The sequence below is a fragment of the Geobacillus sp. C56-T2 genome (genome assembly GCF_007829715.1).
GTDB classification, from domain to species: domain Bacteria; phylum Bacillota; class Bacilli; order Bacillales; family Anoxybacillaceae; genus Geobacillus; species Geobacillus icigianus.
In genome coordinates this window covers 2,224,652-2,251,179 of sequence record NZ_VJWB01000001.1, presented here as the reverse complement: position 1 = coordinate 2,251,179, position 26,528 = coordinate 2,224,652, and the positions used below count along the sequence as shown (strand labels likewise).

Here is a 26,528-nt window from a genome sequence, read left to right as displayed (position 1 = left end):
TGACAACCGATCGGCGCCCGTTGTCCTTGCGAGCGCCGATTTTCATTGCTGATCTTGGCTGGAGCTCGAGGAAAATGCCGATTTAATCGCGTTCCAAATCTCTTTCAAGATGTCGATCACGTTTTGAATGAACGTTTTTCCTTCTTCCGACTGCAAAAACGCCGACAGCTGTTCTTTCGCTTTGCTCAGCTGGTCATTGACTTGATCCCAGTTGATATTGGCGTTTTGCATTTTATGAAGGAGAGACATAAGGCTGTTGATTTCATTCTCGCTCAGCGTAATGCCGAGGTCAGCGGCGATTTTTTCGATCAGAGCCCGCAAATCGGCATCCGTTTGCGGCGGATTGGCGGCCATTTCTTCTTTGATTTTTGCCAGCAAAGCGACCGCCTTGTCCGGACCGATCGAATCAGCCAGCTTCGCCGTTTGCACCATTTCCTCGTTCGCCACTTTTTTGACATCATCAGGGATGGCTTGGTCCGAGGAAATTTCATACGCCTTCATCAATCCGGTCAGCGCCGCGGTGCCGGAAACGGGAAACGGAGCGGTGATGTAAATGTCGGCGTCTTTCACCCCGGCGGTAATCAAGGCGTTCGTATACATCTCTTTCGTCACCCATGTGATGTTGTGGGTTTCAACACGCAGCCCTGAGCCGGGTTCGCGAATCGTGATCATGGACGAAGAAATGGCGCGCGTTCCGATTTGGGCTTTCGGGATGAGCCCGCCCAAATATTTATGCTCTTCGGCGTTCGAGACGGTGATCGTTTGCGCCCCGTCCGGCGCTTTCATTTCTTTAAGCACTTTTTGCTTTTGGTCGCTTGTTAAATTTTCGCCGAGCGTCACAATGACGTCGCCCGGTGCCGCATCGGCCGCGGCGATCGCCGGCAACATCAGCATGATAACCGCCAGCAGCGATGAAGCGATCATTCGTTTCACCTAGCTCGCCTCCTGTTCATGGAACATGCACCATCATTATACCGCATCCCCGCCCTTTTTGTCTTTGACTTTCTTTCCCCCAATCATCCATGGTATGATAGAAGCGATTTAGGCACAAGCAAAGGAGCGAAAGCATCATGGCGAAAAAAGGGTATATTTTGATGGAAAACGGCGGGAAAATTGAATTCGAACTGTTTCCGAATGAGGCGCCGGTGACGGTGGCCAATTTTGAAAAATTAGCGAATGAAGGATTTTATGACGGATTAACCTTCCACCGCGTCATTCCCGGGTTCGTCAGCCAAGGGGGCTGCCCGCGCGGCAACGGGACGGGCGATGCCGGCTATACGATTCCGTGCGAGACGGAAAACAATCCGCACCGCCATGTCGCCGGGGCGATTTCGATGGCGCACCGCGGCCGCGACACCGGCAGCTGCCAGTTTTTCATCGTTCATGAGCCGCAGCCGCACCTCGATGGGATGCATACCGTCTTCGGCCAAGTAACGTCTGGGCTGGACGTTGTCAAGGCGATGAAAAACGGCGATGTGATGAAGGAAGTGAAAGTGTTTGACGAACAATAAGCGGCCGACGGGGGACGATGAGCGGACAAGGCGCAACAACTGGCGGCTGTTTTTCCTATTGGTAGCGGCCAGCCTGTTATGGGGGGCGGCGTATTGGATTTGGATTGTCAAATGATGACGCTTGGAAGCTGACATGGTATAATAAAAACAGCATGGTGATGCATCCTTCGGGGCAGGGTGAAATTCCCGACCGGCGGTGATGAGGCGACGCGCCTCTCAGCCCGCGAGCCTGATTGGCACGATCCGGTGCGATTCCGGAGCCGACAGTATAGTCTGGATGGGAGAAGGATGGCGATGTGCGCATGGTGGCTGATGGCGCTGTGCCGAAAACGGGCAGCCCTCGGCGGCCAACAGGGCAACGGTGTCTAGACGGCACGTGCAGCCAGAGGGAGCGAACAGATGTTTTGTTCGCTGTTATGCGCATCATAAATCATTCTCTCGCATCCCAAAGCCCCGGAGTCGTTCCGGGGATTTTTATTTTTGCGAAAGAAAAAGGTGAAAGCCGTGTATCGAGACGAAGATTACATGCGCTTGGCGTTGAATGTCGCGAAAGCCGGCAGCGGACAAACATCGCCGAACCCACTCGTCGGCGCGGTTGTCGTCAACGGCGGGGAAGTGGTCGGGCTTGGCGCCCATTTGAAAGCCGGACAGCCGCACGCCGAAGTGCATGCGATTCGCATGGCCGGCGACAAAGCGCGCGGCGCCACGGTGTATGTGACGCTGGAGCCGTGCAGCCATTACGGCAAAACGCCGCCGTGCGCCGATTTGCTTATCGAAGCCGGCGTCCGCCGCGTCGTCGTCGCCACGACCGATCCGAATCCGCTTGTGGCGGGAAAAGGAATTGACAAGCTGCGCCAAGCGGGCATTCACGTCGACGTTGGCATCTTAAAAGAGGAAGCGGATGAACTCAACCGGATGTTTTTCCATTACATTGCGACAAAGACGCCGTTTGTGACGCTGAAATACGCGTGCAGCCTCGATGGCAAAATCGCGACGGCGACAGGGGAAAGCCAATGGATCACATCGAGCGCGGCGCGTGAGGATGTCCATCGTCTCCGCGCCCAGCATGACGCCATTTTGGTCGGCGTCAACACCGTGATCGCGGACAACCCAAAGCTCACCGTTCGCATCGGGGAACAGCGGCAAAACCCGCTGCGCATTATTTTGGACACCCGCTTGCGCACGCCGCTTGACGCCCATGTCGTCACCGACCGTGAGGCGGAGACGTGGATCATCGCCGGCCGAGGCGCCAGTCGGGAAAAAGCGGCGGCATACGAGCGTCGGGGCGTGCGCGTCGTGTCGCTGCCGACCGATCGAGTGGAGGTCGGCGATGTGCTTCGCTTGCTCGGCGAACAGAAGGTGATGTCGCTGTTTGTGGAAGGCGGTTCGCGCGTCCATGACAGCTTTCTCCGTGCGGGAGCGGTCAATGAAGTGGTGGCCTACATAGCCCCGAAGCTGATCGGCGGGCAGGATGCCCCTACGCCGATCGGCGGCCTCGGCTTCCCGCGTCTCGCCGAAGCGCTCGAGCTTGACATCCGGAGGGTCGAAAGGATCGGTCCAGACGTGAAAATCGCCGCTGTTCCGAAGCGAAAGGAGGAAGCGTGATGTTTACCGGCATCATCGAAGAGATCGGCACGATCGAGCGGATGAACGCAACCGGGGACGCCATCGTCATGGCCATCAGCGCCAAGAGGGTGCTTGAAGATGTGCAACTTGGCGACAGCATCGCTGTCAATGGCGTCTGTCTCACCGTCACATCGTTTGACGACCGCCGGTTTACGGTTGACATCATGCCGGAGACGGTGAAAGCGACGGCGCTGAAGACGCTAAAGCCCGGATCGAAGGTGAACTTGGAGCGGGCAATGGCGGCCAACGGGCGGTTTGGCGGCCATTTCGTCAGCGGGCACGTGGACGGCGTCGGACGCATCATTCGCCAATGGCCGAAAGCGAACGCGGTTTATTATGAAATCGAAGTGCCGGCTCCACTGCGCGCGTATATGATGGAGAAAGGATCGGTGGCGGTCGATGGCACAAGTTTGACCATTTTCGGGTTGAGCGAGCGCACGTTCACCGTTTCGCTTATCCCTCATACACGGGCGGCCACCATTTTAGGTGAAAAGCGGCCCGGCGACCTCGTCAATATTGAGTGCGACATGATTGGCAAATATGTCGCCGCTTTTCTTGCCGCCAAAGCAGCGCCGCCAGCGCGCGGGTTGACGGTTGACTTTTTAGAGCAGCACGGGTACAAATAAGCCGGAAAAAAGGGGGGCACTGGGCTGATGTTTGATTCCATCGAAGCGGCGCTGGCCGCGCTTGCCAACGGAGAAGTGATCATCGTCTGCGACGATGAAGACCGGGAAAACGAAGGGGATTTTGTCGCGCTAGCCGAAAAGGTGACGCCGGATATCATTAATTTTATGATTACGCACGGTCGCGGGCTCGTCTGCGTGCCAATTACGGAAGAGTTGGCGGAACGCCTCGGCTTAGAGCCGATGGTTGCCCATAACACCGATGCGCACGGCACGGCATTTACGGTGAGCATCGACTACAAAACGACGATGACCGGCATTAGCGCTCATGAGCGGGCGGCGACGATTCAGGCGCTGCTTGACCCGAATGTTAAAGCGAGCGATTTCAAGCGGCCCGGCCATATTTTTCCGCTCATTGCGAAAAAAGGCGGCGTGCTGCGGCGCGCCGGCCATACGGAAGCGGCTGTTGACTTGGCCCGGCTGTGCGGGGCGGCGCCGGCCGGCGTCATCTGCGAAATCATTAAAGAAGACGGAACGATGGCGCGCGTTCCCGATTTGCGGCAGATGGCTGACCAGTTTGGCTTGAAGATGATCACGATCAAAGATTTGATCGCCTATCGGAGCGAGCGGGAAAAGCTTGTCAAGCGCGAAGTGGACATCTGGCTGCCGACCGAATTTGGCGAATTCCGCGCCATCGGTTATACGAATGTGCTCGACGGAAAAGAGCATGTGGCGCTTGTCAAAGGAGAGATCACCCCGGACGAGCCGATTCTCGTGCGCGTCCATTCCGAATGCTTAACGGGCGATGTCTTCGGCTCTTACCGGTGCGATTGCGGACCGCAGCTGCACGCGGCGCTTCGGCAAATCGAGGCGGAAGGGCGCGGAGTGTTGCTGTACATGCGCCAAGAGGGGCGCGGCATCGGCCTTATGAACAAGCTGCGCGCCTACAAGCTGCAGGAGCAAGGCTATGACACGGTCGAAGCGAACGAAAAGCTCGGCTTCCCGGCCGATTTGCGCGATTACGGCATCGGGGCGCAAATTTTGAAAGACCTCGGCGTGACGAAAATGCGTCTGCTCACGAATAACCCGCGCAAAATCGCGGGCTTAAAAGGGCACGGGCTCGAGGTCGTCGAACGTGTGCCGCTTGAGATGCCACCGAAAAAGGAAAACGAACAGTATTTGCGCACGAAATACGAAAAATTAGGGCATATGCTTCATTTTTAGATGAAAGGGGAACGAATGATGAACGTCATTGAAGGCCATCTCGTTGGTACAGGATTGAAAATCGCCATCGTCGTTGCACGCTTTAACGAATTCATCACCGGCAAGCTGTTGTCTGGGGCGATTGACGGTTTGACGCGACACGGTGTCAGCGATCATGACATCACCGTCGCTTGGGTGCCGGGCGCGTTTGAGATTCCGCTTGTGGCGAAAAAACTGGCCGAATCGAAGCAGTTCGACGCCGTCATTACGCTTGGCGCCGTCATCCGCGGCGCAACGAGCCATTTTGACTACGTCTGCAGTGAAGCGGCCAAAGGCGTTTCTCAGGCCGCGCTTGCGAGCGGCGTCCCGGTCATTTTCGGCGTTTTGACGACCGACACGATCGAGCAGGCGATCGAGCGGGCCGGCACCAAAGCAGGCAATAAAGGCTGGGAAGCGGCCGTGTCGGCCATCGAAATGGCAAACGTGTTGCGGGCATTTGCGTAAAAAAGCAGGAAACGGTTCACAATATCGGTGAGAATGTTTATAATACGTATAGAGAAAATGACAAAAACGTTTCCTGTTCGGAAGCACGTTTGTCGATAATGAGGGATTTTTATGCTCATCCGCTATCGAAAAAACTACGAGAAAATCGCCATGGGGTTGCTGTCGTTTATGCCGACGGAAAAGGACTTGAAACGGCTCCAGCAGACGATCAAACAATATGAGACGAACGATGACTGGCAGCTGTTTTTATGGAAAGAGGAGGAGGATATCGTCGGCCTGATTGGCGTCCTGTTGCGCGCTCCCGATGTGGTGGAAATTCAGCACATTAGCGTCAACCCATCGCACCGCCACCAAGGGATCGGAAAGCAGATGGTCAAAGCATTGAAAGAGACGTATCCTGACCGTCGACTGTGTGCGAACGAGTGGACGGCTTCGTTTTTGGATAAATGCAACGCCTGCCATGAATAAGGGAACGAGTGCGGCGCGGCTGCGGGCAGCGGAGGGTCATCTATTTCCCCTCCGCTTTCGCCCGTTTTTTTCGTTCGCGCTCAGCGAGAATGCCCGAACGGTCACGGCGTTGATGTTTGTTGACCACGTCGACGTTGCCAAGGTCACTTGGCTGCCCCCAAACGAGCTGCTGTTTGGCGCAGGCGGCGAGGCATTGCTCGTAAAGCGAGCGGTCGCGAATCGGAAGCTCGACGCTTCGGTACGGTTCGCCGCGGACGATTCGCGCGGCGGTGTCGCCAAGGAGCGTTTCGAGCGCCTGATCGTCGAGGCCGAGTTTGCGAATCATTCCGCGGGCCTCCTCAAGCAACGCCTGCGCTCGCCGAGTGAGGCGGAGCGCCCCCGACATGTTGCCGCGCCGATAATGGTAGAAGGCGACGGCGATTTGAATGAGCACGAGCCATCCGTTTGGCCGTCCGTCTCGCTTCCATTGTTCTTCTAGCAGTTCATGACATTCAAAATAATCGCGGTCGCCGTGAAAATGGACCAAATAGTCGATATACGCTTTCGGGTACACGCCTCACCGTTCCTTTCCCCATCGCCGGCTTCGCCTTCCCTCGTTCAGCCGGGAAGCGCGGGCGCCGTTTTTCTTTCATTATACGCCGCATCGCTGCCGAGGGCAAAAAAGCAACGGATTTCTGCTCGCCCCGCCGCCTGATTATGATACAATAAAATGGGCTGTACGTACGGAAGCCGCTGAGGGCGGCGCGCCGAAAAAAATGGTGGGATGGATGTGCAATTGTCATACAATGTGAAAATTGAAGCGTTTGAAGGGCCGCTCGATTTGCTTTTGCATTTGATTCATCGTTATGAAATTGATATTTATAACATCCCTGTGGCGCAAATCACCGAGCAGTATATGGCGTACATTCACGCCATGCAAGAGCTGGAGTTGGACATGGCTAGCGAATATCTGGTCATGGCGGCCACACTGCTCGCCCTAAAAAGCAAAATGTTGCTGCCGGCGCCGGAAGAGGAGGCTGGCGACGGCGAACTGGAGTTTACCGACGACGTGGATCCGCGCGAAGAACTGATGCAGCGGCTGCTCGAATATAAAAAGTTTAAAGAAGCGGCGCATGCGCTGAAACAGCGCGAAGAAGAGCGGGCGCTCTTGTTTACGAAACCGCCGAGCGATTTGAGCGCCTATGCCGATGAAAAAAAAGCGGCGCCGCTCGATGTGAACGTGTATGATATGCTTGGCGCCCTGTCAAAACTGCTGCGCCGCAAGAAGTTGCAAAAACCACTGCGGGCAAAAATCGCCCGCCAAGATCTTTCCGTTGAAAAGCGAATGGCAGAGATTTTGCAGGAGCTGCGAGAGACGAACGGGCGGAAAAACTTTTATGATTTATTTCCCGTCTATGACCGCGCTTATATCGTGGTGACGTTTCTAGCCGTTTTGGAGCTGATTAAGCAAAACGAAATCATTGTGGAACAAGAGCGAAATTTCAGCGATTTGTTTCTTGCGGCTAGGCCGAGCGGCTGAGACGCCCATCCGTCGCTTTCTGTTTACGGCTGCAGGCGAGACCGCACCGGATGGGGGGCAACGCTGCTATAGGTGATGACGGAGCGCAAACAACGGGAAAGGAGGAGGTTGCGCCGGCTCAACGGCCGGACGCGACGGACGAGTGATGGCAGAAAAAGAAGCAGGAAAAACGGGGACGGCTGGCTCACAGCCAGCGGCGAAAGCGATTGTGGAGGCGCTCTTGTTCGCCGCCGGTGATGAAGGGTTGTCGCTCGCCCAAATCGCCGCCGTGCTCGAAATCGACGAGGCGGAGGCGAAAGCGGTGCTCGCGAAGCTGCAAGAAGACTGCGAGCGCGAAGAGCGCGGCATCCAACTCATCGAACTGGGGGGCGTCTTCTTGCTGGCGACAAAAAAAGAGCACGCCCCTTATTTAAAGAGGCTTGTCGAAGCTCCGGGTGCATCGCCGCTGTCGCAGGCCGCGCTCGAAACGCTGGCCATTATCGCCTACCGCCAGCCGATTACGCGCGCTGAAATTGAGGAGATTCGCGGGGTGAAAAGCGACAAGCCGCTGCAGACGCTGATGGCGCGGGCGCTCATTAAAGAAGTCGGGCGCGCGGAAGGAACAGGGCGCCCGATTTTGTACGGAACAACGGCCGAATTTCTCGATTATTTTGGGTTGAAAACGCTCGAGGAGCTGCCGCCGCTGCCGGAATGGGCGGACGATCACGAGCCGGAGCGGGAGGCGGATTTGTTTTTTGAAAAATTGACAGAACAATGGAGCGATGAACCATAGCTGTATGCTAAAATAAAGAAAAACAGCTGATCGAGGAAGGGGAGCGCTCATGGACGTTTGCCGCCTGCACGGTGAAGAGCTGGAAAAATCACAGGCGAATACGTTTGAAGACTACTTCAATCGCTCGGAAGTCACTTATTCGGACGGTGGCGAAGAGCGAACGCTGTCGGTTTTGTATTTGCGCCATTTCGAGACGGCGCTGCTTGAGCTGTTGCCGTATGAAGGCGATCCGCTGTTTGTCGCGAATGGACGCGACATCTATTTGCGCGATCTTGTCGCCCTCGTCTGCCTGTGGCAAAACCCGGCGTATCGGCGGCGCAAACGGGTGTACATCCATGATGAAGCTGAACTGTGCCGCTATTTCGCCGCGGTTCCTAACGAAGCGCTGCAGGCGCTCGTGAGTGAATGGGCGGCCACCGGCCGCAGCCGCCTGCCGGAGTGAGCAGCGCGGCTTTTTGGTTTGACCGGAGAGAAACGTTCCGTTTTACGTGAGAGCGTGCGCTTTCGTTTTCGTTTGCGAACTGCTCTTTTTTTCTGTCTAACCGAGCCGCTGGAGAAACGGTTGCCGCCAGTTATTCGGTTCGCGGTTTGGTCGAATCGCACGTTGGCGGTTTCACTTCACCGGTCGTTTCCGCAAGTTTTTGTAAGTAGTAGCACTCTTCACGGGCCATATGGTCGGCCATGAGCGGCGACAGCACGCCAAGCACTTCCCCTTGCAATTCCATTTCTTCGAGCTCATGCAAAAAGCGTTGGAAGATGGCCATCTCGAGTTCGATTTGATGGTGGAAGCGGGAGAGCGCCGGGAATTGGTGAATGTTAGCTCGCAAGTAGCCGGCCATCTCAATGGCTTTTAGATAAAAGGCTTCCCATTCCTTCGTGAACGTATGGCTTTGCTGCTTCAGTTGCTTTTCCGTATGGTCGAGCCGGTCATGGATCGCTCCGGCATGGCCGGCGGCGTCAAGCAACCAAAGCAAATCGTGATGAAGCGGGTGGACGCGCGGCGGCCGCGTTTGTTGGACGTAACTGTTGGCTAGCCGCAGCCATTCATCAAGCTCGTTTACCATATGGTTGACAAAGGTCGGCGGCAAGGAAAAGCGGAATGAACCGGTCAAATGGCGCCGCAGCAAATGAAGCTTGAAAGCCCGCAGCCGCTCGCCCGCCTCTTTTCCGCGAGCGACGAGCGTCGGCCACGCGGCAACCGCTTCCGGCTGACGAGCGGCGTCGAGCAGTTCGTCGAATAAGCGCTGCAGCTGTTTCGCCTCATTGATTTCAGGTTGCTCGCTTTCCGCGAGCGCCTCAAGAATGAACCGGCAATGGTCGCCGAGAATTTGCATCCAAAAACGGAGTTCAAAAAGCGCCTCCTGTTCAAGTGGTTTGTTCATTCGTTCACAGAACCGCTGGGCGGCGGTTCTGTTTCTCCCTCCTTTGCTTGCGGTGTCTTTGTTTGTTGCCTCGCTCCTATATGTATGTGTGGCTGGGAATTTGGGTGAATGCGGACAAGAACGATTTCGATGAACCGGCATACGATATGGCGAAAAAAGAGGAGGAGGTTTTTTCCAAATGGACGATCAAACGTTGTTGGCCCAGTATGTGGCCGAGTTGAGCGAATGGGGAGAACAAGTCAGGCAGGCGCTGGCGTTGCGCGGGGCAAGCACGGAGGGAGTCGCGGCGCTGCTGTCCGTAATCGCCGAACACGACGGGGCGTGGACAAAAGAGGAGGTTCGCGAGCTCCAGCGCCGCGCCGATGCGGTGTATGCGGCGGCGCTCCGCCATTACGCCTTCGAGGCGGCCGAGTGGGGAAAACAGATGGAGCAGGCGCTGGCGTTGCGCGGGGCTGCCGAGGATATCGGGCTTTCCGCCTTGTCTGCTTACATTGACCAACATGACGATGCATGGACCGAAGAAACGATCGCTGCGCTGCAGCAGCTTGTCGATGAGGTGTACGAGCGGGCCGTCCATCTCGTTGGTGCGCCGTCCGACGAACAAGGGCAAGCGGCGGGGCCGGCCGCTGCCCAGACAGCGGGGCTGACCGTGGCCGAAGCGCGGACGGAGGTGGACGGCGAACGGGAGGATGAACAACGATCAACGCCTGTCGATGAGAGGGAAGAAGCGAACGCGCGGGAGGCCGCTGCCGGGGAACAACAGACCGGATGCCTCGATTCATCATTGGACTCTCTCGATCGCGAACGACAGCCGGCCGTTCCTCCCGGCAAACATGTTTTGCCGCCGCTGCCGTACAAGTATGATGCCCTTGAACCTCATATTTCCGAAGAAATCATGCGCCTGCACCACACGAAACACCATCAAAGCTACGTCGACGGCCTGAATCAAGCGGAGCGGATGATGGCCGAGGCGCGCCGCACGAACCGATTTGAGCTGCTCAAGCATTGGGAGCGGGAGGCGGCGTTCCACGGTTCCGGCCACTATTTGCATACTATTTTTTGGTATAATATGGATCCGAACGGCGGTGGCGAGCCGCGCGGGGAACTGCGGGCGCAAATCGAGCGCGATTTCGGTAGTTTCGCTGCCTTTCGCCGCCATTTCACCGAAGCGGCCAAGAGTGCGGAAGGGGTTGGCTGGGCGCTGCTCGTTTGGGCGCCGCGAGCGCATCGGCTTGAAATTTTGCAGGCGGAAAAACACCAGCTGATGGCGCAATGGGATGTGATTCCGCTTCTTGTGCTCGACGTTTGGGAACATGCGTATTATTTGCAATATAAAAACGACCGGGCGGCGTATATTGACAATTGGTGGAATGTAGTGAATTGGCGCAATGTCGAAGCGCGCTTTGCTGAGGCTAAGAAGCTGCGCTGGCCGCCGTTTTAACCGGATGTCCAAACAGGGAGGGTGTTCCAAAAGGATGGGACACCCTCTTTCATATCGTGCTGACCGCTTCTGTCACGCGATAGGTGGTATCGATCTGCACGGTAGACGCCCTTTTTGGTCAGCCGCTATTTTTTCATCATATTTGTCCGCGCCCCGCATACACTTGTACCAAGCACGGCTTGGACGTTTCAACGGTTTTCCTCGCTCGCGCTCATGTCAGCCCAACTTGGAAAGGGGGACAGGCGGTTTCCCTCGCTCGCCGAAGGGGGAGCCTCGCCGATACGCGTGGACAAATGGAAGCGGCTCATAGCTTTGATGGCCCTCGCTGCGGGGATCATCGCGTTGATCCCGGGACGGATGGATGCGATGAACGGGGTGAGCGCGAAAAGCGCGATTTTAATGGAGCAACATTCCGGACGGGTTTTGTTTGCTAAAGACGCCTATACAAAGCGGCGCATCGCCAGCATTACGAAAATTATGACCGCCGTTTTAGCGATTGAGTCAGGAAAAATGGATGACCTCGTCACGGTCAGCGCCCGCGCCGTTCGAACGGAAGGGTCGTCGATTTACTTGCGTCAAGGGGAAAAAATCAAGCTGCGCGATTTAGTGTACGGATTGATGCTTCGCTCCGGCAACGACGCGGCGGTGGCGATTGCCGAACATGTCGGCGGCAGCGTTGAAGGGTTTGTGTTTTTAATGAACAAAAAAGCGGCTGAAATCGGGATGCGCGATACAGAGTTTGCCAATCCGCACGGCTTGGATGACGCGGAAAACCATTATTCGACCGCTTACGACATGGCGCTCTTGATGCAATACGCGATGAAAAACAGCGAATTTCGCCGCATCTCCGGGACGAAAGTGTATCGCGCGCCCGCCCCTCCGGGAGAGGAAGGCGCAAGGGTGTGGCGGAATAAAAACAAGCTGCTCACCAGCCTTTACGAATATTGCACCGGCGGAAAAACCGGCTATACGAAGCGGGCGCATCGCACGCTGGTGACGACGGCGTCCAAAGATGGGGTCAATTTGATTGCTGTCACGTTGGACGCTCCAGACGATTGGAACGACCACATCGCGATGTACGAATACGGGTTTTCCCATTATCATATCGCGAAAGTGAGCGGAAAGCGAATCATCGGCAAAATCGCCGATCCGTTTTATGAAGGAAGGCTGCGCGCGGCCCGCGATTTGCAATATCCCGTGACCAGCGAGGAAGAGAGCGAATTGCGGGTGAACGTGTATTTGCTGAAGCCGCGCGCTGAGTGGAAAGAAGATCCGGATCGCGTTCCAGCGGCGGTCGGAAAGGCGGTGCTTTATTTGCACGATAAAGCGGTGGATGAGACGCCGCTGCTGTACGAACATAAGAAGGAGGAAAGCGGCGAAAACTCGTTTTGGGATTTATTTTCCTTTTTAGGTGTGAGAAGCGATGGTTAACCTCATTTGGGTCATGATGGCGGTCGTCGGCATCGTCTTTGCAGCGATCAACGGCACGATGGAAGAAGTGAACAAGGCGGTGTTTGAAAGCGCCAAGGAAGCGGTGACGATTAGCATCGGCATGATCAGTGTGTTAGTGTTTTGGCTTGGATTGATGGCCATCGCCGAGCGGGCCGGCCTGCTTCATAAAGTCGCGCGCCTGTTCATGCCCATTGTGCGCCGGCTATTTCCAGAGGTGCCGCCCGGCCATCCGGCGCTCGGCTACATCGTTTCGAACATGGTCGCGAACATGTTCGGCCTTGGCAATGCGGCGACGCCGATGGGCATCAAGGCGATGGAACAGCTGAAACAGCTCAACGGCGGCCGCGATGAGGCCAGCCGGTCGATGGTGACGTTTTTGGCCATTAACACGTCAAGCATTACGCTCATTCCGGCGACCGTCATTTCGATTCGCATGACGTACGGTTCGGCGGCGCCGGGCGAAATTATCGGCACGACCGTCGTCGCCTCGACGATTTCGACGATCGGGGCAGTATTGATCGACCGGTATTATTACTGGAAACGGACGCGGAAAGGCGGGAAGCGGTGATGGCCATCGTCCAGCTTCTTTCCACATGGTTGATCCCGGCGCTCATCGCTTTTATTTTGCTTTACGGCACAGCAAAGAAAGTGCCGACCTACGAAACGTTTGTTGAAGGCGGCAAAGAAGGAATCGAAATCGCGTTTTCGCTTATTCCGTATTTGGTCGGCATGCTGGTGTCGGTGGCGATCTTTCGGGCATCGGGGGCGCTTGATGCGTTGATGGAAGCCATCGAACCGTTCGCCGAGGCGGTCGGGATGCCGGCGGAAATCGTTCCGCTGGCGGCTCTGCGCACGATTTCCGGCACGGCGGCGCTCGGCATGACGACCGATTTGATCGCCACCTACGGCCCCGATTCGTTTATCGGTCGCCTCGCTGCTACGATTCAAGGAAGCACGGAGACGACGCTGTACGTGCTTACGGTGTATTTCGGCGCCGTCGGCGTCAAAAAAATGGGCGACGCGTTAAAAGTCGGCGTTTTAGCGGACATTCTTAGCTTGATCGTTTCCTTTTTCATCGTCTTGCTCGTTTTCGGGCGCTGACAGCGTCCGCTTTCCCGCCATCCGGCGGGTTTTTTCGTTTGTGATGAAGAAAAAGAGAAGCGCTGCGCTTGTATCTATGTCGCGGAAAGGGTAAGATGATGAAAGAGGTGAGGAACAATGGAACGGTTGCAAAAAGTGATCGCCCGCGCCGGCATCGCATCAAGGCGCAAAGCGGAAGAACTCATCTTGCAAGGGCGGGTGAAAGTCAACGGTCGCGTCGTCACCGAACTCGGCGCCAAAGTCGGGCCGCGCGATGATGTCGAAGTCGACGGCATTCCCGTCGAGCGTGAGGAGCCGGTTTACTACTTGCTGTACAAGCCGCGCGGGGTGATCTCGAGCGTCAAAGATGACAAGGGGCGCAAAGTGGTGACCGATTTTTTCAAAGATCTGGACAAACGGATTTATCCGATCGGACGGCTCGATTACGATACGTCCGGCTTGCTTTTGTTGACGAATGACGGCGATTTCGCCCATTTGCTCATGCATCCGCGCTATGAGATCGAGAAAGTATACGTTGCTAAGGTGAAAGGCATCCCGACAGGCGAACAGCTCAGGCAGCTTGAGCGCGGAGTGAAGCTCGAAGACGGCATGACGGCGCCGGCGAAAGTGAAGCTGCTTTCCACCGACCGGAGGAAAAACACCGCCATCGTGGAAATCCGAATTCACGAAGGCCGGAACCGGCAAGTGCGCCGCATGTTTGCGGCGATCGGCTGCGACGTGCTGAAGCTGAAGCGAGAGCGGTACGGGTTTCTCGATTTAAAAGGGCTGCGCCCCGGCGAATACCGCGAGCTGACGCCGCACGAGGTGAAGCTGTTGCGCGCGATAGCGCTTTCCGGGGGAAGAAAATGACAAACATTGTCGCATCACAGCTAGTTCCGATACCGCATGGACCTAACTGTCACGGAGAAAAATGACAAACATTGTCACATAACGTTCATATCTCCGCGCATAGAAACGAGACGAGTTTTGCTATAATGAAAAATGGGAGATTGTGAACTTCCATGTCGAATCCTTGCGGCCGATGCCGCGGGGGATGAGAAATTAAAGGGGTTTGAACGATGAAAAAGCAGCAGCGCTTAGTGGTGAGGACGGCGATTTTGCTCGTATTGCTTGCCGCGGTTGGCTACACGATTTACGTCAACTTTTTCACCGAAAAAACGGCGGTGGCTGTCGGTTCGACAGCGCCGGATTTTGTGTTGACCGATTTGAACGGACAGAAGCACCGTCTCTCCGATTACCGCGGCAAAGGCGTGTTTTTGAACTTTTGGGGGACGTGGTGCAAGCCGTGTGAGCGGGAAATGCCGTATATGAACGAATGGTATCCGGTGTACAAGCAGCAAGGAGTGGAAATGTTGGCGGTCAACGTCGGCGAACCGAAGCTGAGCGTCAAAAAGTTTGCCGAGCGCTTCGGGTTGACGTTTCCGATCGTCATCGACCAAGAAGACCAAGTGTTGAACGCGTACAATGTCGGGCCGTTGCCGACGACGTTTTTAATTGACAAAAACGGCAAAGTGAAACAAATCATTACCGGAACGATGACGAAAGAAGACATCAGACGGCATCTGGAAAGCATCAAACCGTAAGGAGTTTTGCGCCATGGAACAGGTGAAATGCGAATGCGGCCACGTGAATCCGCACGGCACGGCGTTTTGTGAGTCGTGCGGCAAGCCGCTACAAGATGTGGGCGAAAAGCCGCTTTTAGACATGCGCTACGAAGGGAGCGCGCGCCGGTCGCAAACGTACAAACGGACGATCATCGATCAAATTTGGGCGTTTTTTTCATCGGTCAAAGTCGGCGTCGCGCTCATTGTCATCACGCTCATCGCGTCGGCGATCGGGACGATTTTTCCGCAGCAAATGTACATTCCGCCAAACGCCGATCCGGCCGAATACTATGAAAAGCAGTACGGCTTGGCGGGGAAGCTGTATTACGAGCTTGGATTCAACAATTTATACGGTTCATGGTGGTACATTTTGCTCATCGCCTTGATCGGCGTCTCGCTCGTCATCTGCAGTCTCGACCGCGTCGTGCCGCTGTATCGCGCCTTGAAACGGCAAGGGGTGAAGCGCCATCCGCACTTTCTCGAGCGCCAGCGGCTGTTTGGCGTTTCGCGGGTGAACGATCCTGACGACGCGATCGCGGCGTTGAAAGAGCGGCTTGCGAAACAGCGCTATCACGTCCGCGAAGAAGACGGCCATTTGCTCGCCGAAAAAGGGCGGTTTTCGCGCTGGGGTCCGTACGTCAACCATATCGGCCTCATCATCTTCTTGATCGGGGCGATGCTCCGTTCCGTTCCGGGGATGTACATCGACCGCGTCATGTGGATTCCGGAAGGCGAAACGAAGGAAATTCCGGGGACAAACGGCCGCTATTTTTTAAAAAGCGAGCAATTTATTTTTGAAACATATCAAAAAGGGAAAGAGAACGAAGCGTTCAACGCCGCTATTGACCGCGTTGGCGACGGAATGATCGCGAAAAACTATCAAACGAACGTCGTGCTGTATAAGCGCGTCGGCCCAGTGATTGCCGGCGCCGAACCGAAGCTGAAAAAAGTCAAAGAATATGCGATTCGCGTCAACGAGCCGTTGAAATTCGACGGTTATGCGCTTTATCAGGTCGACTTCCGCCTTGGCGAACCGAAGGCGATGTCGTTTCAGCTCACCGATAAACGATCGGGCGCGTCGTTCGGCACGGTCCACATCGATTTGTACAACCCGAAAGAAGAATATGATCTAGGGCGAGGATATCGCGTGAAGCTATTAAGCTATTTCCCTGACTTCGAGTTTGACGAAGACGGCAACCCGTCGACAAAATCGCGCGTGCCGAACAACCCGGCGTTCGTGTTCAAAATGTATGCTCCGGATCGTCCAAAAGGGGAGACGAGCTTTGTCGCTATCCAGCAGACGATCGAGCCGTTTGGCGACAACAAGTACAAAATGGCGTTTGCGGGGCTGGAGACGCGCAACGTTTCCGGTTTGACCGTCCGCCGCGATTTCACGCTGTGGATTTTAGGGATAGGCGGGGTGATTTTCATGATCGGGCTGATCCAAGGCATGTACTGGAACCACCGCCGCATTTGGGTGCAGCGGGTCAACGGCGAACTATGGATCGCCGCGCATACGAACAAAAACTGGTTTGGCTTAAAAAACGAGCTGCGCCGCCTGCTTGACGGCACCGGCTTGACAATGCCGGCCGATCGGCTCGAGGAAGGAAAGAAAGCCGGACAAGGGGGACAAGCGCATGGTACAGCTTAGCAGCACATTGCTATATATTTCGTTCGTTTTCTATTTGATCGGCACGTTTCTTTTTGGTGGCGCCATTCGCGACAAACGGAAGGAGCGGGAGGGGAAAGACCGCTGGTCACAGCTTGGTATCACGGCGACGATCATCGGCTTTCTTACTCAAGTCGGTTATTTTGTGACACGTTGGATCGCGGCCGGTCATGCCCCAGTGAGCAACTTGTTTGAGTTTACGACGTTTTTCGGTATGATGCTTGTGGCTGCTTTCATTATTGTATATTTCATTTATCGATTAAGCGTGCTCGGCTTGTTTGCCCTTCCTGTCGCTTTGCTCATCATCGCCTATGCGAGCATGTTTCCGCGCGAAATTTCGCCGCTCATTCCCGCTTTGCAAAGCGACTGGCTGCACATTCACGTCACGACGGCGGCGGCCGGGGAGGCAATTTTGGCCATCAGCTTTGTCGCCGGGCTCATTTATTTGATCCGCGTCGTCGACCAGTCGAAACCGTCAAAGCGTACGTTTTGGCTCGAAGTGGTCATGTTTTGCTTAATTACCACGCTCGGCTTTGTCATCGTTTCGACCGCGTTTGGTCTTTCCGGCTATGAAGCGAAGTTTACATGGGTGGATAAAAACAAACAGCCGGATGAGATGATTTACGAGCTGCCGGCGCTTGTCGGTCCGCATGAAGGCAAGCTCGCCAAAGACAGCGCCGACCGCATGGAGCCGCTTTTGGAAATGCCGGCCATCATCAATGCCAAAAAGCTGAACACGGTTCTTTGGTCATTGATGGCGGGAACGGTGTTGTACATCGCGCTTCGGCTTCTTTTGCGCAAACGCATCGCCGCGGCTCTCAAACCGTTGGTGAAAAATGTGAATTTGGATTTGACCGATGAAATTTGTTACCGGGCTGTAGCGATCGGATTCCCGGTCTTTACGCTCGGAGCGCTCATTTTCGCCATGATTTGGGCGCAAATCGCTTGGACCCGCTTTTGGGGCTGGGATCCGAAAGAAGTGTGGGCGCTTATCACCTGGCTGTTTTACGCCGCCTTTTTGCATCTCCGGCTCTCGAAAGGCTGGCATGGCGAAAAGTCGGCATGGCTCGCCGTCATCGGGTTTGCCATTATTATGTTTAATTTGGTGGTGGTCAACCTCGTCATCGCGGGGCTGCATTCGTACGCCGGAACATAATGGAACAACAACCGGATGCTCTGTTGGCGAGCATCCGGTTTTTCGATAAACTAGAAGCGGGGGCTATGTCCATTTTGTCATGGAGGGCTGATCATGATGGAAAAAACGGAGAAAGCGATTCGCGTGTTGGTGGTGGATGATGAAGAACGCATCCGCCGGCTCTTGAAAATGTATTTGGAGCGGGAAAATTACGTGATTGACGAAGCGGGCGACGGCAACGAAGCGTTGGAAAAGGCGCTGGCGAACGACTATGACGTCATTTTGCTCGATCTGATGCTGCCGGGCAAAGACGGCATTGAAGTGTGCAAAGAAATTCGCGAGCAAAAAACGACGCCGATTATTATGCTGACGGCAAAAGGCGAAGAAGCGAACCGCGTTCAAGGGTTTGAAGTCGGCACCGATGATTACATCGTGAAACCGTTCAGCCCGCGCGAAGTCGTGTTGCGGGTGAAAGCGTTGTTGCGCCGCGCCTCGAATGCCGCCTACGCGCCGGTGGAAACGACGGCGAAAGACGTGCTCGTGTTTCCGCACTTGACGATTGATAACGATGCCCACCGGGTGACGGTCGATGGGAAAGAGGTGAGCTTGACGCCGAAAGAATACGAGCTGCTCCTTTTTTTGGCCCGTTCGCCCGATAAAGTGTTTGATCGCGAGCAGCTGCTGAAAGAAGTCTGGCATTACGAGTTTTTCGGTGACTTGCGCACGGTCGACACCCATATTAAACGGCTGCGTGAAAAGCTGAACAAAGCGTCGCCGCAAGCGGGAAAAATGATCGTCACCGTCTGGGGTGTCGGCTACAAGTTTGAGGCAGTGAGCGACTGATGTGGCTGTTCCGCAGTGTCGTCGGCAAACTGTGGTTCACGATTTTGCTGCTCGTCTCGTGCGTGCTGTTTATTTTAAGCATTTTGCTCATTAAATTTTTGGAAGACTATTATGTGCAGGAAGCGGAAAACGACCTCACCCGCCTGGCGACAAAAGTGGCCGAGGTGATGCACGATCACCGCGATGAAGAGCTCGCCCGCTCGATCGCTTGGACGCTGGTCGACAATCGCACGAAAGCGATCATCGTCGCTGATGAAGCGCATTATTGGTATTCGCCCGGCGGAGCAGACTCGGATGATGTGCCGCTGTCGTTCATCCGCCAAGATCGGGACTTGCGGCGGGTGCTGACAGACGGGAAAACGGTGAAAAAGCGTTTGTATATGCCAAAGTGGCAGCCAAAAGAAAAGCTGCCCCGTGATGTGATTATGGTTGGCGTGCCGATGACGATGCCGGACGGCAGCCGCGGGGCCGTGTTTATTTATCAATCGCTCGAAGCGATTGCCGATGCGACAAAGCAGACAAAGGAACTCATTTTCCTTGCCGCCTTTATCGCCATTATCATGACGACGTTTTTTGCCTTTTTCTTGTCGACGCGCATCACCGCTCCGCTCCGGAAAATGCGGCAAGCCGCGTTCGAAATGGCGCGCGGCCACTTCGATATGAAAGTGCCGATTTTAACGAATGACGAAATCGGCGGGCTGGCGATGGCGTTCAACCAAATGGGGCGGCGGCTGCAGTTTAACATTAACGCGCTCAATCAAGAAAAAGAACAGCTCGCCAGCATTTTAAGCAGCATGGCCGATGGCGTCATTACGTTTAACCGCGACGGGGAAATGTTGATTACGAATCCGCCGGCCGAGCGGTTTTTGCAGGCATGGTATTTCGAGCAAGGAAACGGTGCGGAAGCGATGGCGCCGCTGCCGCCGCAAGTGAAAGAGCTGTTTGCCCGCGTCGTCCGCGAGGAGAAGGAGCAATCGACAGAAGTGACGCTGCAAGGGCGGACGTGGGTGATTTTAATGACGCCGCTGTACGGCAAAACGATGGTGCGCGGCGCGGTCGCCGTTTTGCGTGACATGACCGAAGAGCGGCGGCTTGACAAGCTGCGCAAAGACTTTATCGCCAACGTTTCGCACGAATTGCGCACGCCGATCGCTATGCTCCAAGGCTACAGCGAGGCGATCATCGACGATATCGCGGCGAGCGAAGAAGAGAAGAAAGAGATGGCGAAAGTTATTTACGACGAGTCGCTGCGCATGGGCCGCCTTGTTAACGAGTTGCTTGACTTGGCGCGCATGGAAGCGGGCCATATCGAGCTAGAGTACGAACAAGTCCAGCTTGTTCCTTACATCGAGCGGGTGATCCGCAAGTTTTACGGGCTGGCGAAAGAAAAGCAGATTGAGCTGACAGCCGAGTTTCGTGATCGGGACATCGAAATCTCTCTCGATCCGGATCGGATCGAACAGGTGCTGACGAACTTGATCGACAACGCGATCCGCCACACGGAATCAGGCGGCACCGTTCGCCTCATTGTCGAACCGAGCGGCGATGGCGTGACGATTCACGTTCAAGACTCCGGTTCTGGCATTCCGGAGGAAGACTTGCCGTTTGTGTTTGAGCGCTTTTACAAAGCGGACAAAGCGCGGACGCGCGGACGCGCGGGCACCGGACTCGGTTTGGCCATCGCCAAAAATATCGTTGAAGCGCATAAGGGGCTCATTACCGTCCATAGCAAGCTGAACGAAGGAACGACGTTTTCTTTTTATTTGCCGAATCACGGGTCGAAACGGACGTAGGGCTGTTGGAACGAAAGGGAAGCCACGGCTTCCCTGCTTCTTTCATACTGAAGCGAACGGGTCGATGGGTTTGTTTTAGTGGTATAGACAACTAGAATACATAATGTTATAATGAGAGACAGAAAGTAGGGAAGTGCCATGAAGCGGTGGATATTGAAAAATGCCACGGTGTATGCAGAAACAGGAACCATTGAACAAGGGTATGTGCTGATCGAAGGGGAAAAAGTGGCCGCGATCGGGCCGATGTCGTCATGCCCAACTGATGCAGGGGCGGAAGCGATCGAGCTTTCCTCGCAGTTTTCCATCGTGCCGGGATTCATCGACGTCCATATTCATGGGGCGGCTGGGGCGGATGTCATGGATGCGACCCTAAAGGCGCTTCACGCGATGGCTAAGGCGCTGCCGGAGGAAGGGACGACGAGCTTTTTAGCGACGACGATGACGGCGCCAAGCGAACAAATCGAAGCCGCGCTTCGCAACGTCGCTCGCTATATGGCGGAGGCGAACCGGACGGGAGCCGCCGAAGTGCTCGGTGTTCATCTGGAAGGGCCGTTTTTGTCGCCGAAGCGCACCGGGGCGCAACACCCGCGCCACCTCGTCGACCCCAATGTCTCGCTGTTTCAGCGCTGGCAAGAGGCGGCCGGCGGCCACATTCGCCTTGTCACCCTTGCCCCGGAGCGGGAGGGGGGGCTTGAGTTGGCCGCTTATTTAAAACAAACGGGGGTCATCGCTTCGATCGGCCATTCCGATGCCGTTTACGACGAAGTGAAAGCGGCGATTCAAGCAGGAGTGACGCACGCCACCCATTTGTTTAACGGGATGCGCGGCATCCATCACCGCGAACCGGGGGTTGCCGGTGCTGTGCTGATGTTTGAAGAAGTGATGTGCGAACTGATCGCCGATGGGCTGCATGTCGCGCCGCCGATGGTCCGCTTTGCTTATCGTCATAAAGGGAGTGAAGGGCTCATCTTAATTACCGATGCCATGCGGGCCAAATGTCTAGGTGATGGGCAGTATGAACTTGGCGGCCAAGAGGTGACCGTCCGCGGTCAAGAGGCGCGGCTTGCCGACGGTACGCTGGCGGGAAGTGTACTCAAGCTTGCCGAGGCCATCCGCCGTGTGCTCGATTACACCGGCTGCACGATTGAAGAGGTGATCCGCATGGCGAGCTGGAATCCGGCAAAACAGCTTGGCCTCCTTGATCGGAAGGGCAGCTTGCGATCCGGCAAAGACGCCGATGTCGTCGTGTTGAATGAACGATATGAGGTCATGATGACGTTTTGCCGCGGCGCTCTTGCTTATCGCAAGCGGGATGAAAGGGGGGAGAGCGATGGCGTTGAAGCTTTTGGACACCGCTGACTATACCGAGATGAGCCGCCGGGCAGCGGACATCATCATCAAACAAGTCAAGGAAAAGCCGAATGCCGTTCTCGGCTTGGCGACCGGCTCGACCGTGCTCGGTGTGTACCGCGAATTGGCCGCCGATCATCGGCAACATGGGACATCGTATCGGCTCGTGCGCACGGTCAATTTGGATGAGTATGTCGGGCTCGGTCCGGATCATCCGAACAGCTATCGCTATTATATGAATCAACATTTGTTTGCCCACTTGGACATCCCGCTTCACGAGACGCATGTGCCGGATGGCTTGGCTGCTGATCTTGACGAAGAATGCCGCCGCTACGAGCGGCTCATCGATGAATTGGGCGGCATCGATTTGCAGCTCTTAGGCATCGGCCGCAACGGCCATATCGGCTTTAACGAGCCAGGAACGCCGTTTTCATCGCCGACTCATGTCGTCAAGCTCGCCCCGTTGACGCGCGAAGCGAACGCCCGCTTTTTCCCTTCGTTGGATGATGTGCCGCGCTATGCCATTACGATGGGAATTGCGACCATTTTGCGGAGCCGCCGCATCGTGCTGTTGGCGTCAGGGGAGGAAAAAGCGGAAGCCATTGCCCGGCTTCTCGAAGGCGTTGTCACACCGGATTTGCCGGCTTCGGCGCTTCACCTTCATCCGGACGTGATGATCATTGCCGACCGAGATGCCCTCTCGCTCATCCCAAAGGAAAAGCGGAAAGGGGATGCGCCATGATCGATAAACAGTCGCCGATTCCGATCTACTATCAGCTCGAGCAACATATAAAAGAAAAGATCGAAAAAGGGGAATGGCGGCCGGGCGAGATGATCCCGTCGGAGCGGGAGTGGGCAGAAACGTATGACATCAGCCGGATGACCGTTCGGCAGGCGGTCAACAATTTAGTGAACGATGGCTATCTCGTCCGGCGGCGTGGGAAAGGAACGTTTGTCGCCGCCAAAAAAATCGAGCAGCCGCTGAAAGGGCTGACGAGCTTTTCCGAAGATATGCGGGCGCGCGGCATGGAGCCCGGCACGATCGTCCTCCGCTTTGAGACCGTTCCGGCTTTCGAGAAGCTGGCTGAAGGACTTGGCGTCACAAAAGGCGATGACCTTTATGAAGTCCGCCGCCTCCGGTTGGCCGATGGCTTGCCGATGGCGCTGGAGACGCTCTACATTCCCGTCCATCTTGTTCCCGGGCTGACGCGTGATGTTGTAAGCGGTTCCGTCTATGAATTTATTGAAAAGGAAACAGGATTGATCATCGGTTCTGCTGTTCAAACACTGGAAGCGTCTGTCGCCCGCAAGCTGGAGGCCGAGCATTTGCAAGTGAAAGAAGGGGCGCCGGTGCTGTTGCTTGAGCGCCGCACCTGCCTTGATGACGGCCGGCCGATGGAAATCGTCAAATCGGTGTACCGCGGCGACCGATACAAATTTATGATTGAAATGGAAAGGGGAGGAGTATGATGATCGCCATCCGCGGCAAGCGTCATACGTATATCCGCATGGCAAGGTCGCCATTGAGATAACATGGAATATGATCAGTCGATCCCAAGAGCATTCGCTTTTGGGACGTTTTTTTTCGGGCAGAGAGTAAGGAGTGTATCAAGGGAGCGGAGTAGATTTACGGCGGCGGAACATAGCCGCTTTGCATCGCCGCCGCTGTTGATTTGGTGACCAAATGAAAAAACAAGGCTATGATAAAATGAAAGAAGGAATGAGAAACTAGGGTGAATAGCGGGGAGAATGTGATGATGGCCGAGCCTGTATTTCATATCATTCTTATTTTCAGTGTGTTGCTGCCGCTCGTAGCGCTGACGGTTTTAACGCTGTTGGGGGCGGTGGAGAAGGAAGTCGATTATTGGCAGTTGGAACATGCGCGCCTCCGCTTAGAAAAAGAACTGCAGGAAAGCAAGTACATGCAGCTTCATCAACAAATCCGCCCGCATTTCTTTTTTAATGCGCTCAATGCTTTTCTATCTTTGGCGCGTCTAGGAAAAAATGAAGAGATGATCCGGGGGATAGAGCATTTTGCGTTGTTTTTGCGCGACAGCTATGAGACGAAACAGCCGCTTATTCCGTTCAAACAAGAATGGGAACATACTCACAACTATCTAGCCGTGCAACAGCTTCGCTTCGGTTCACGGTTGTCGGTAGCGGTGCAAATCGATCGAGACGGCCTGCGCGCACTCATTCCTTCCTATACGTTACAAACATTGGTGGAAAACGCCTTTAAGCACGGTCTTGAGAAAAAAACGGGTGAAAAGCGGTTGACGATTGATTGCCGGCGCCAAGGCAATTGGGTATATTTGCGCGTTTGCGATAATGGCCATGAGGGCAAGGAGCTATCCGTCACCGAGGGAGGCGTCGGGTTGGACAATTTGCGGAAGCGGTTCGCTCTGTTGTTTGATTTGCCTACGCAGCTTGTGTTGCAAAAAAATGAACACGGGTGGACGGAAGCGGCCGTCGTCTGGCCGTATGTCCCCAGTGATGAGGTGTGAACGATGAAAGTGTTGATCGTCGATGACGAGTATTTGGAATTGGAGCAATTGAGCTATTTGGTGAAGCGGAAACATCCGCACTGGGAAGTGTGGACAGCGGAGGACGCTTCAGAAGCAAAACGGCTGGCGGCGGCCCATCGCTTTCGGTTGGCCTTGATCGACATTCATTTGCCCGGACAATCGGGGTTGGATTTAGCCGGTGAGCTGAGGCAGAAACAGCCTAATCTCTCAGTGATCATTATTACCGCCTACCAAGATTTTGCATACGCCAAACGAGCGATTCAGCTCGAAGTGCTCGATTATTTGGTCAAGCCGCTCATTGAGAGTGAGTTCGATCAGGCGCTGTCAAAGTTTGAACAAAAGCATCCCGAAGCATCGGCCTCATCGCCGCTCATCCGGTCGGCGCTCGACTATGTCCATCGGCATTACGCGCACAAAATCAGCCTTGCCGCGGTGGCGGCAGCCGTGCATACTCATCCCGCCTATTTGAGCAGGTTGTTCGTTGAGGAGATCGGCATTCATTTTAAAGATTATGTGAACCGATATCGGATTGAAAAAGCGAAAGAGCTGCTCATCAAGAAACCGGACTGGTCCATGGCTCGCATTGCCGAAGAGACTGGGTTTTCTAGCCAGCATCATTTCAGCCATTTGTTTCGAAAATATGTTGGCATCCCGCCGACAACGTATAAGGAGACGAACGGATAATGGATTGGTATACGCTGTTGGTTATGGCATGCGTGTTGCTGCTTGTCGTCGTGCCGGATGTCGGGCGCTCCCATTCTTTAGGAGCGGAAACGTTTGGATTAAGCAAAGGGGTCAATGCGTTGCTGCTGCGTTTGGCGTCCGGGGAGTTGCTGTTGTTTAGCTGTTATGCGTTGATGTATGGCGGGGTGGCTGCAGGGATCACGCTGGCCATGGCGATGGGAGTGGCTGTTTTTGTCCTTTGGCGTTCGATAACGGCGAGCCATCAACCGTTGGCAAGCGAAGGGGAGCGGTGGCCGGATCGTTGTTTTACGGCGCGGGCTTTGGTTTTGTTCCGCTTTTTAGTCTGCCTTCTTTCGATCGGGCGGCTGCTTGTCGTTCTTGGGTTATGTGCCTATTTGCTGCGGCATCTTTTTCATGTTTCCTTGCTGTTTTTATTGGTTTGGTTTAGCTATGTGTACGTTTTTACGGTGCTTGCTGGCTGGGCGGGAATGCGGAGAATCGGAACCGTTCTGCTGTACATCGTTTATCTCGTTGCCGGCATCATTCCGTTTGCCTATTATCTGACGGGGGGCGTCATGCGATATTACGAGACGGTGGCCCGTACCGCTCCGTCTCTCCTTGATCTCCGTGCAACTTCGCTGTTGGTGCTCTTTTTTTCCGTGTTGGCTGCGGCCGCCGGACAGTGGTTCGCCGATCCGTATGTATGGGAAGTCGCCCCCCGAATAAAAAAAGAGCGGGTTGCGATGGTGTTTTTGCTTGCCGGTTGTTGTCTCGTCCCTCTCCCCTTGGCCATGGCTGCTTTATGCATTCCGTACGCGGCGGCTGCTTCGCCCGAAGCGATATGGAAAGGATGGCTGCTTTCCTCCTCCGCTTGGATGTCTTGGCCGCTTGCCATGGCGCTGTTGGCGGCGCTCTCGTGCAGCTTGTCCCTTTCCCTTCGTTCGGTTGTGCAGCTCTTGGAAACCAAGTGGGGCGGCCAATTCCCGCGGACATACGCCCTTTCTTTTTTGTTTGGGCTCGCTCTTTTATCGATAGTTCTTTGTCTTCCGCTGCGTCTAGTTCTGTTTTCGACCGCTCTGCTTGCCTCTGTGTGCTTTGGTTTGGCTGCTTGGCGGCCGAAGGAAAAGCGCCTCGGGGTAATGATCATGATCGGCTGGTCATGTTTGCTCGTGTTCGCTTGGCGCTGGGGGAGTCGCCATGACGAGCTGGAGGCCATCGCCTGGAATGGGATAGGAAGCTTTTTGTTCGTCCGCACTTATCAATTTATTCAAAAAATAAAGAAGTGACAAAAAGTGATTAAAAAAATGCAAATCGGACGGGTTT

The 26,528-nt window shown here is 55.1% G+C and carries 29 protein-coding genes and 1 riboswitch; of the genes, 26 read left to right on the top strand and 3 right to left on the bottom strand.

Features of this window, described 5'->3' with window-relative positions; all coding sequences use genetic code 11:
• Positions 1-42: 42 nt before the first annotated feature.
• Positions 43-933 (bottom strand): DUF1002 domain-containing protein, encoded by an 891-nt coding sequence (locus GC56T2_RS11205; RefSeq protein WP_144975220.1) that lies wholly within the window; start codon positions 931-933, stop codon positions 43-45.
• A gap of 137 nt (positions 934-1,070) precedes the next feature.
• Here GC56T2_RS11205 and GC56T2_RS11200 point away from each other — a divergent pair, with 137 nt between their 5' ends.
• The 7 genes from GC56T2_RS11200 to GC56T2_RS11175 all read left to right on the top strand — a co-directional run bounded on the left by GC56T2_RS11200 (position 1,071) and on the right by GC56T2_RS11175 (position 5,935).
• On the top strand, positions 1,071-1,511 hold the full coding sequence (locus GC56T2_RS11200; RefSeq protein ID WP_144975218.1) for a peptidylprolyl isomerase: 441 nt from the start codon (positions 1,071-1,073) through the stop codon (positions 1,509-1,511).
• Entirely contained in the window at positions 1,498-1,626 is a 129-nt protein-coding gene (locus GC56T2_RS18155; protein WP_255516077.1) for a hypothetical protein, read from the top strand. The genes GC56T2_RS11200 and GC56T2_RS18155 overlap by 14 nt, the downstream gene beginning before the upstream one ends.
• A gap of 44 nt (positions 1,627-1,670) precedes the next feature.
• A riboswitch (FMN riboswitch) is annotated at positions 1,671-1,804 on the top strand.
• Positions 1,805-2,015: 211 nt separating this feature from the next.
• Positions 2,016-3,116 (top strand): bifunctional diaminohydroxyphosphoribosylaminopyrimidine deaminase/5-amino-6-(5-phosphoribosylamino)uracil reductase RibD, encoded by a 1,101-nt coding sequence (ribD, locus tag GC56T2_RS11195; RefSeq protein WP_144977282.1) that lies wholly within the window; start codon positions 2,016-2,018, stop codon positions 3,114-3,116.
• Complete coding sequence (gene ribE / locus GC56T2_RS11190) at positions 3,116-3,763, top strand: riboflavin synthase (protein WP_144975216.1); 648 nt, start codon at positions 3,116-3,118, stop codon at positions 3,761-3,763. Before ribD ends, ribE begins: the two co-directional genes overlap by 1 nt.
• Before the next feature lie 27 nt (positions 3,764-3,790).
• Positions 3,791-4,984 (top strand): bifunctional 3,4-dihydroxy-2-butanone-4-phosphate synthase/GTP cyclohydrolase II, encoded by a 1,194-nt coding sequence (locus GC56T2_RS11185; RefSeq protein ID WP_144975214.1) that lies wholly within the window; start codon positions 3,791-3,793, stop codon positions 4,982-4,984.
• 18 nt (positions 4,985-5,002) lie between these two features.
• Entirely contained in the window at positions 5,003-5,467 is a 465-nt protein-coding gene (gene ribH / locus GC56T2_RS11180) for a 6,7-dimethyl-8-ribityllumazine synthase (RefSeq protein ID WP_033023504.1), read from the top strand.
• 111 nt (positions 5,468-5,578) lie between these two features.
• Positions 5,579-5,935 (top strand): GNAT family N-acetyltransferase, encoded by a 357-nt coding sequence (locus tag GC56T2_RS11175; protein WP_144975212.1) that lies wholly within the window; start codon positions 5,579-5,581, stop codon positions 5,933-5,935.
• Between the two features lie 40 nt (positions 5,936-5,975).
• Here GC56T2_RS11175 and GC56T2_RS11170 read toward each other — a convergent pair whose 3' ends face one another.
• Positions 5,976-6,488 carry a DUF309 domain-containing protein gene (locus tag GC56T2_RS11170; protein WP_144975210.1) on the bottom strand — a complete coding sequence of 171 codons (513 nt, stop codon included), beginning with the start codon at positions 6,486-6,488 and terminating at the stop codon, positions 5,976-5,978.
• 210 nt (positions 6,489-6,698) lie between these two features.
• On the opposite strand from GC56T2_RS11170, the gene GC56T2_RS11165 reads away from it, so the two are divergent.
• The 3 genes from GC56T2_RS11165 (at position 6,699) to GC56T2_RS11155 (ending at position 8,668) form a co-directional block, all read left to right on the top strand.
• The gene (locus GC56T2_RS11165) at positions 6,699-7,454 is read left to right on the top strand and encodes a segregation/condensation protein A (protein ID WP_144975208.1); all 756 of its coding nucleotides are present in this window, start codon (positions 6,699-6,701) and stop codon (positions 7,452-7,454) included.
• 145 nt (positions 7,455-7,599) lie between these two features.
• Positions 7,600-8,226 (top strand): SMC-Scp complex subunit ScpB, encoded by a 627-nt coding sequence (scpB, locus tag GC56T2_RS11160; protein WP_144975205.1) that lies wholly within the window; start codon positions 7,600-7,602, stop codon positions 8,224-8,226.
• A 49-nt stretch (positions 8,227-8,275) separates the two neighbouring features.
• A complete protein-coding gene (locus GC56T2_RS11155; protein WP_033844102.1) occupies positions 8,276-8,668 on the top strand; it encodes a hypothetical protein in 393 nt (130 codons plus the stop codon).
• A gap of 130 nt (positions 8,669-8,798) precedes the next feature.
• Here GC56T2_RS11155 and GC56T2_RS11150 read toward each other — a convergent pair whose 3' ends face one another.
• Positions 8,799-9,608 (bottom strand): DUF2935 domain-containing protein, encoded by an 810-nt coding sequence (locus GC56T2_RS11150; RefSeq protein ID WP_144975203.1) that lies wholly within the window; start codon positions 9,606-9,608, stop codon positions 8,799-8,801.
• Between the two features lie 178 nt (positions 9,609-9,786).
• Between GC56T2_RS11150 and GC56T2_RS11145 the strand changes: the two genes are divergently transcribed.
• From GC56T2_RS11145 to GC56T2_RS11070, 16 genes are all read left to right on the top strand, one after another.
• Positions 9,787-11,049, top strand: coding sequence for a superoxide dismutase (locus GC56T2_RS11145; protein WP_144975201.1), 1,263 nt, complete (start codon positions 9,787-9,789; stop codon positions 11,047-11,049).
• Positions 11,050-11,364: 315 nt separating this feature from the next.
• The gene (locus tag GC56T2_RS11140; RefSeq protein ID WP_144977275.1) at positions 11,365-12,480 is read left to right on the top strand and encodes a D-alanyl-D-alanine carboxypeptidase family protein; all 1,116 of its coding nucleotides are present in this window, start codon (positions 11,365-11,367) and stop codon (positions 12,478-12,480) included.
• On the top strand, positions 12,473-13,069 hold the full coding sequence (locus GC56T2_RS11135) for a nucleoside recognition domain-containing protein (RefSeq protein ID WP_033021080.1): 597 nt from the start codon (positions 12,473-12,475) through the stop codon (positions 13,067-13,069). Before GC56T2_RS11140 ends, GC56T2_RS11135 begins: the two co-directional genes overlap by 8 nt.
• Entirely contained in the window at positions 13,069-13,602 is a 534-nt protein-coding gene (locus GC56T2_RS11130; RefSeq protein ID WP_144977279.1) for a spore maturation protein, read from the top strand. The genes GC56T2_RS11135 and GC56T2_RS11130 overlap by 1 nt, the downstream gene beginning before the upstream one ends.
• A gap of 117 nt (positions 13,603-13,719) precedes the next feature.
• A complete protein-coding gene (locus GC56T2_RS11125; protein ID WP_144975199.1) occupies positions 13,720-14,451 on the top strand; it encodes a pseudouridine synthase in 732 nt (243 codons plus the stop codon).
• Between the two features lie 209 nt (positions 14,452-14,660).
• Entirely contained in the window at positions 14,661-15,185 is a 525-nt protein-coding gene (gene resA / locus GC56T2_RS11120; protein WP_144975197.1) for a thiol-disulfide oxidoreductase ResA, read from the top strand.
• A gap of 13 nt (positions 15,186-15,198) precedes the next feature.
• Entirely contained in the window at positions 15,199-16,857 is a 1,659-nt protein-coding gene (resB, locus tag GC56T2_RS11115; protein ID WP_144975195.1) for a cytochrome c biogenesis protein ResB, read from the top strand.
• The gene (gene ccsB, locus GC56T2_RS11110; protein WP_144975193.1) at positions 16,844-18,031 is read left to right on the top strand and encodes a c-type cytochrome biogenesis protein CcsB; all 1,188 of its coding nucleotides are present in this window, start codon (positions 16,844-16,846) and stop codon (positions 18,029-18,031) included. Before resB ends, ccsB begins: the two co-directional genes overlap by 14 nt.
• A 96-nt stretch (positions 18,032-18,127) precedes the next feature.
• Positions 18,128-18,853: a response regulator transcription factor gene (locus tag GC56T2_RS11105; protein ID WP_144977272.1), complete on the top strand. Its 726-nt coding sequence runs from the start codon at positions 18,128-18,130 to the stop codon at positions 18,851-18,853.
• Positions 18,853-20,646 carry an ATP-binding protein gene (locus GC56T2_RS11100; RefSeq protein WP_144975191.1) on the top strand — a complete coding sequence of 598 codons (1,794 nt, stop codon included), beginning with the start codon at positions 18,853-18,855 and terminating at the stop codon, positions 20,644-20,646. Before GC56T2_RS11105 ends, GC56T2_RS11100 begins: the two co-directional genes overlap by 1 nt.
• A gap of 138 nt (positions 20,647-20,784) precedes the next feature.
• Positions 20,785-22,005 (top strand): N-acetylglucosamine-6-phosphate deacetylase, encoded by a 1,221-nt coding sequence (gene nagA, locus GC56T2_RS11095; protein WP_144975189.1) that lies wholly within the window; start codon positions 20,785-20,787, stop codon positions 22,003-22,005.
• Entirely contained in the window at positions 21,977-22,738 is a 762-nt protein-coding gene (nagB, locus tag GC56T2_RS11090; protein WP_144975187.1) for a glucosamine-6-phosphate deaminase, read from the top strand. The genes nagA and nagB overlap by 29 nt, the downstream gene beginning before the upstream one ends.
• Positions 22,735-23,466 (top strand): GntR family transcriptional regulator, encoded by a 732-nt coding sequence (locus tag GC56T2_RS11085; RefSeq protein WP_144975185.1) that lies wholly within the window; start codon positions 22,735-22,737, stop codon positions 23,464-23,466. The genes nagB and GC56T2_RS11085 overlap by 4 nt, the downstream gene beginning before the upstream one ends.
• Before the next feature lie 287 nt (positions 23,467-23,753).
• Positions 23,754-24,500 (top strand): sensor histidine kinase, encoded by a 747-nt coding sequence (locus GC56T2_RS11080; RefSeq protein WP_255516076.1) that lies wholly within the window; start codon positions 23,754-23,756, stop codon positions 24,498-24,500.
• A 3-nt stretch (positions 24,501-24,503) separates the two neighbouring features.
• Complete coding sequence (locus tag GC56T2_RS11075) at positions 24,504-25,205, top strand: helix-turn-helix domain-containing protein (protein WP_144975183.1); 702 nt, start codon at positions 24,504-24,506, stop codon at positions 25,203-25,205.
• Entirely contained in the window at positions 25,205-26,491 is a 1,287-nt protein-coding gene (locus GC56T2_RS11070) for a hypothetical protein (RefSeq protein ID WP_144975181.1), read from the top strand. Before GC56T2_RS11075 ends, GC56T2_RS11070 begins: the two co-directional genes overlap by 1 nt.
• The last annotated feature ends 37 nt before the right edge of the window (positions 26,492-26,528 follow it).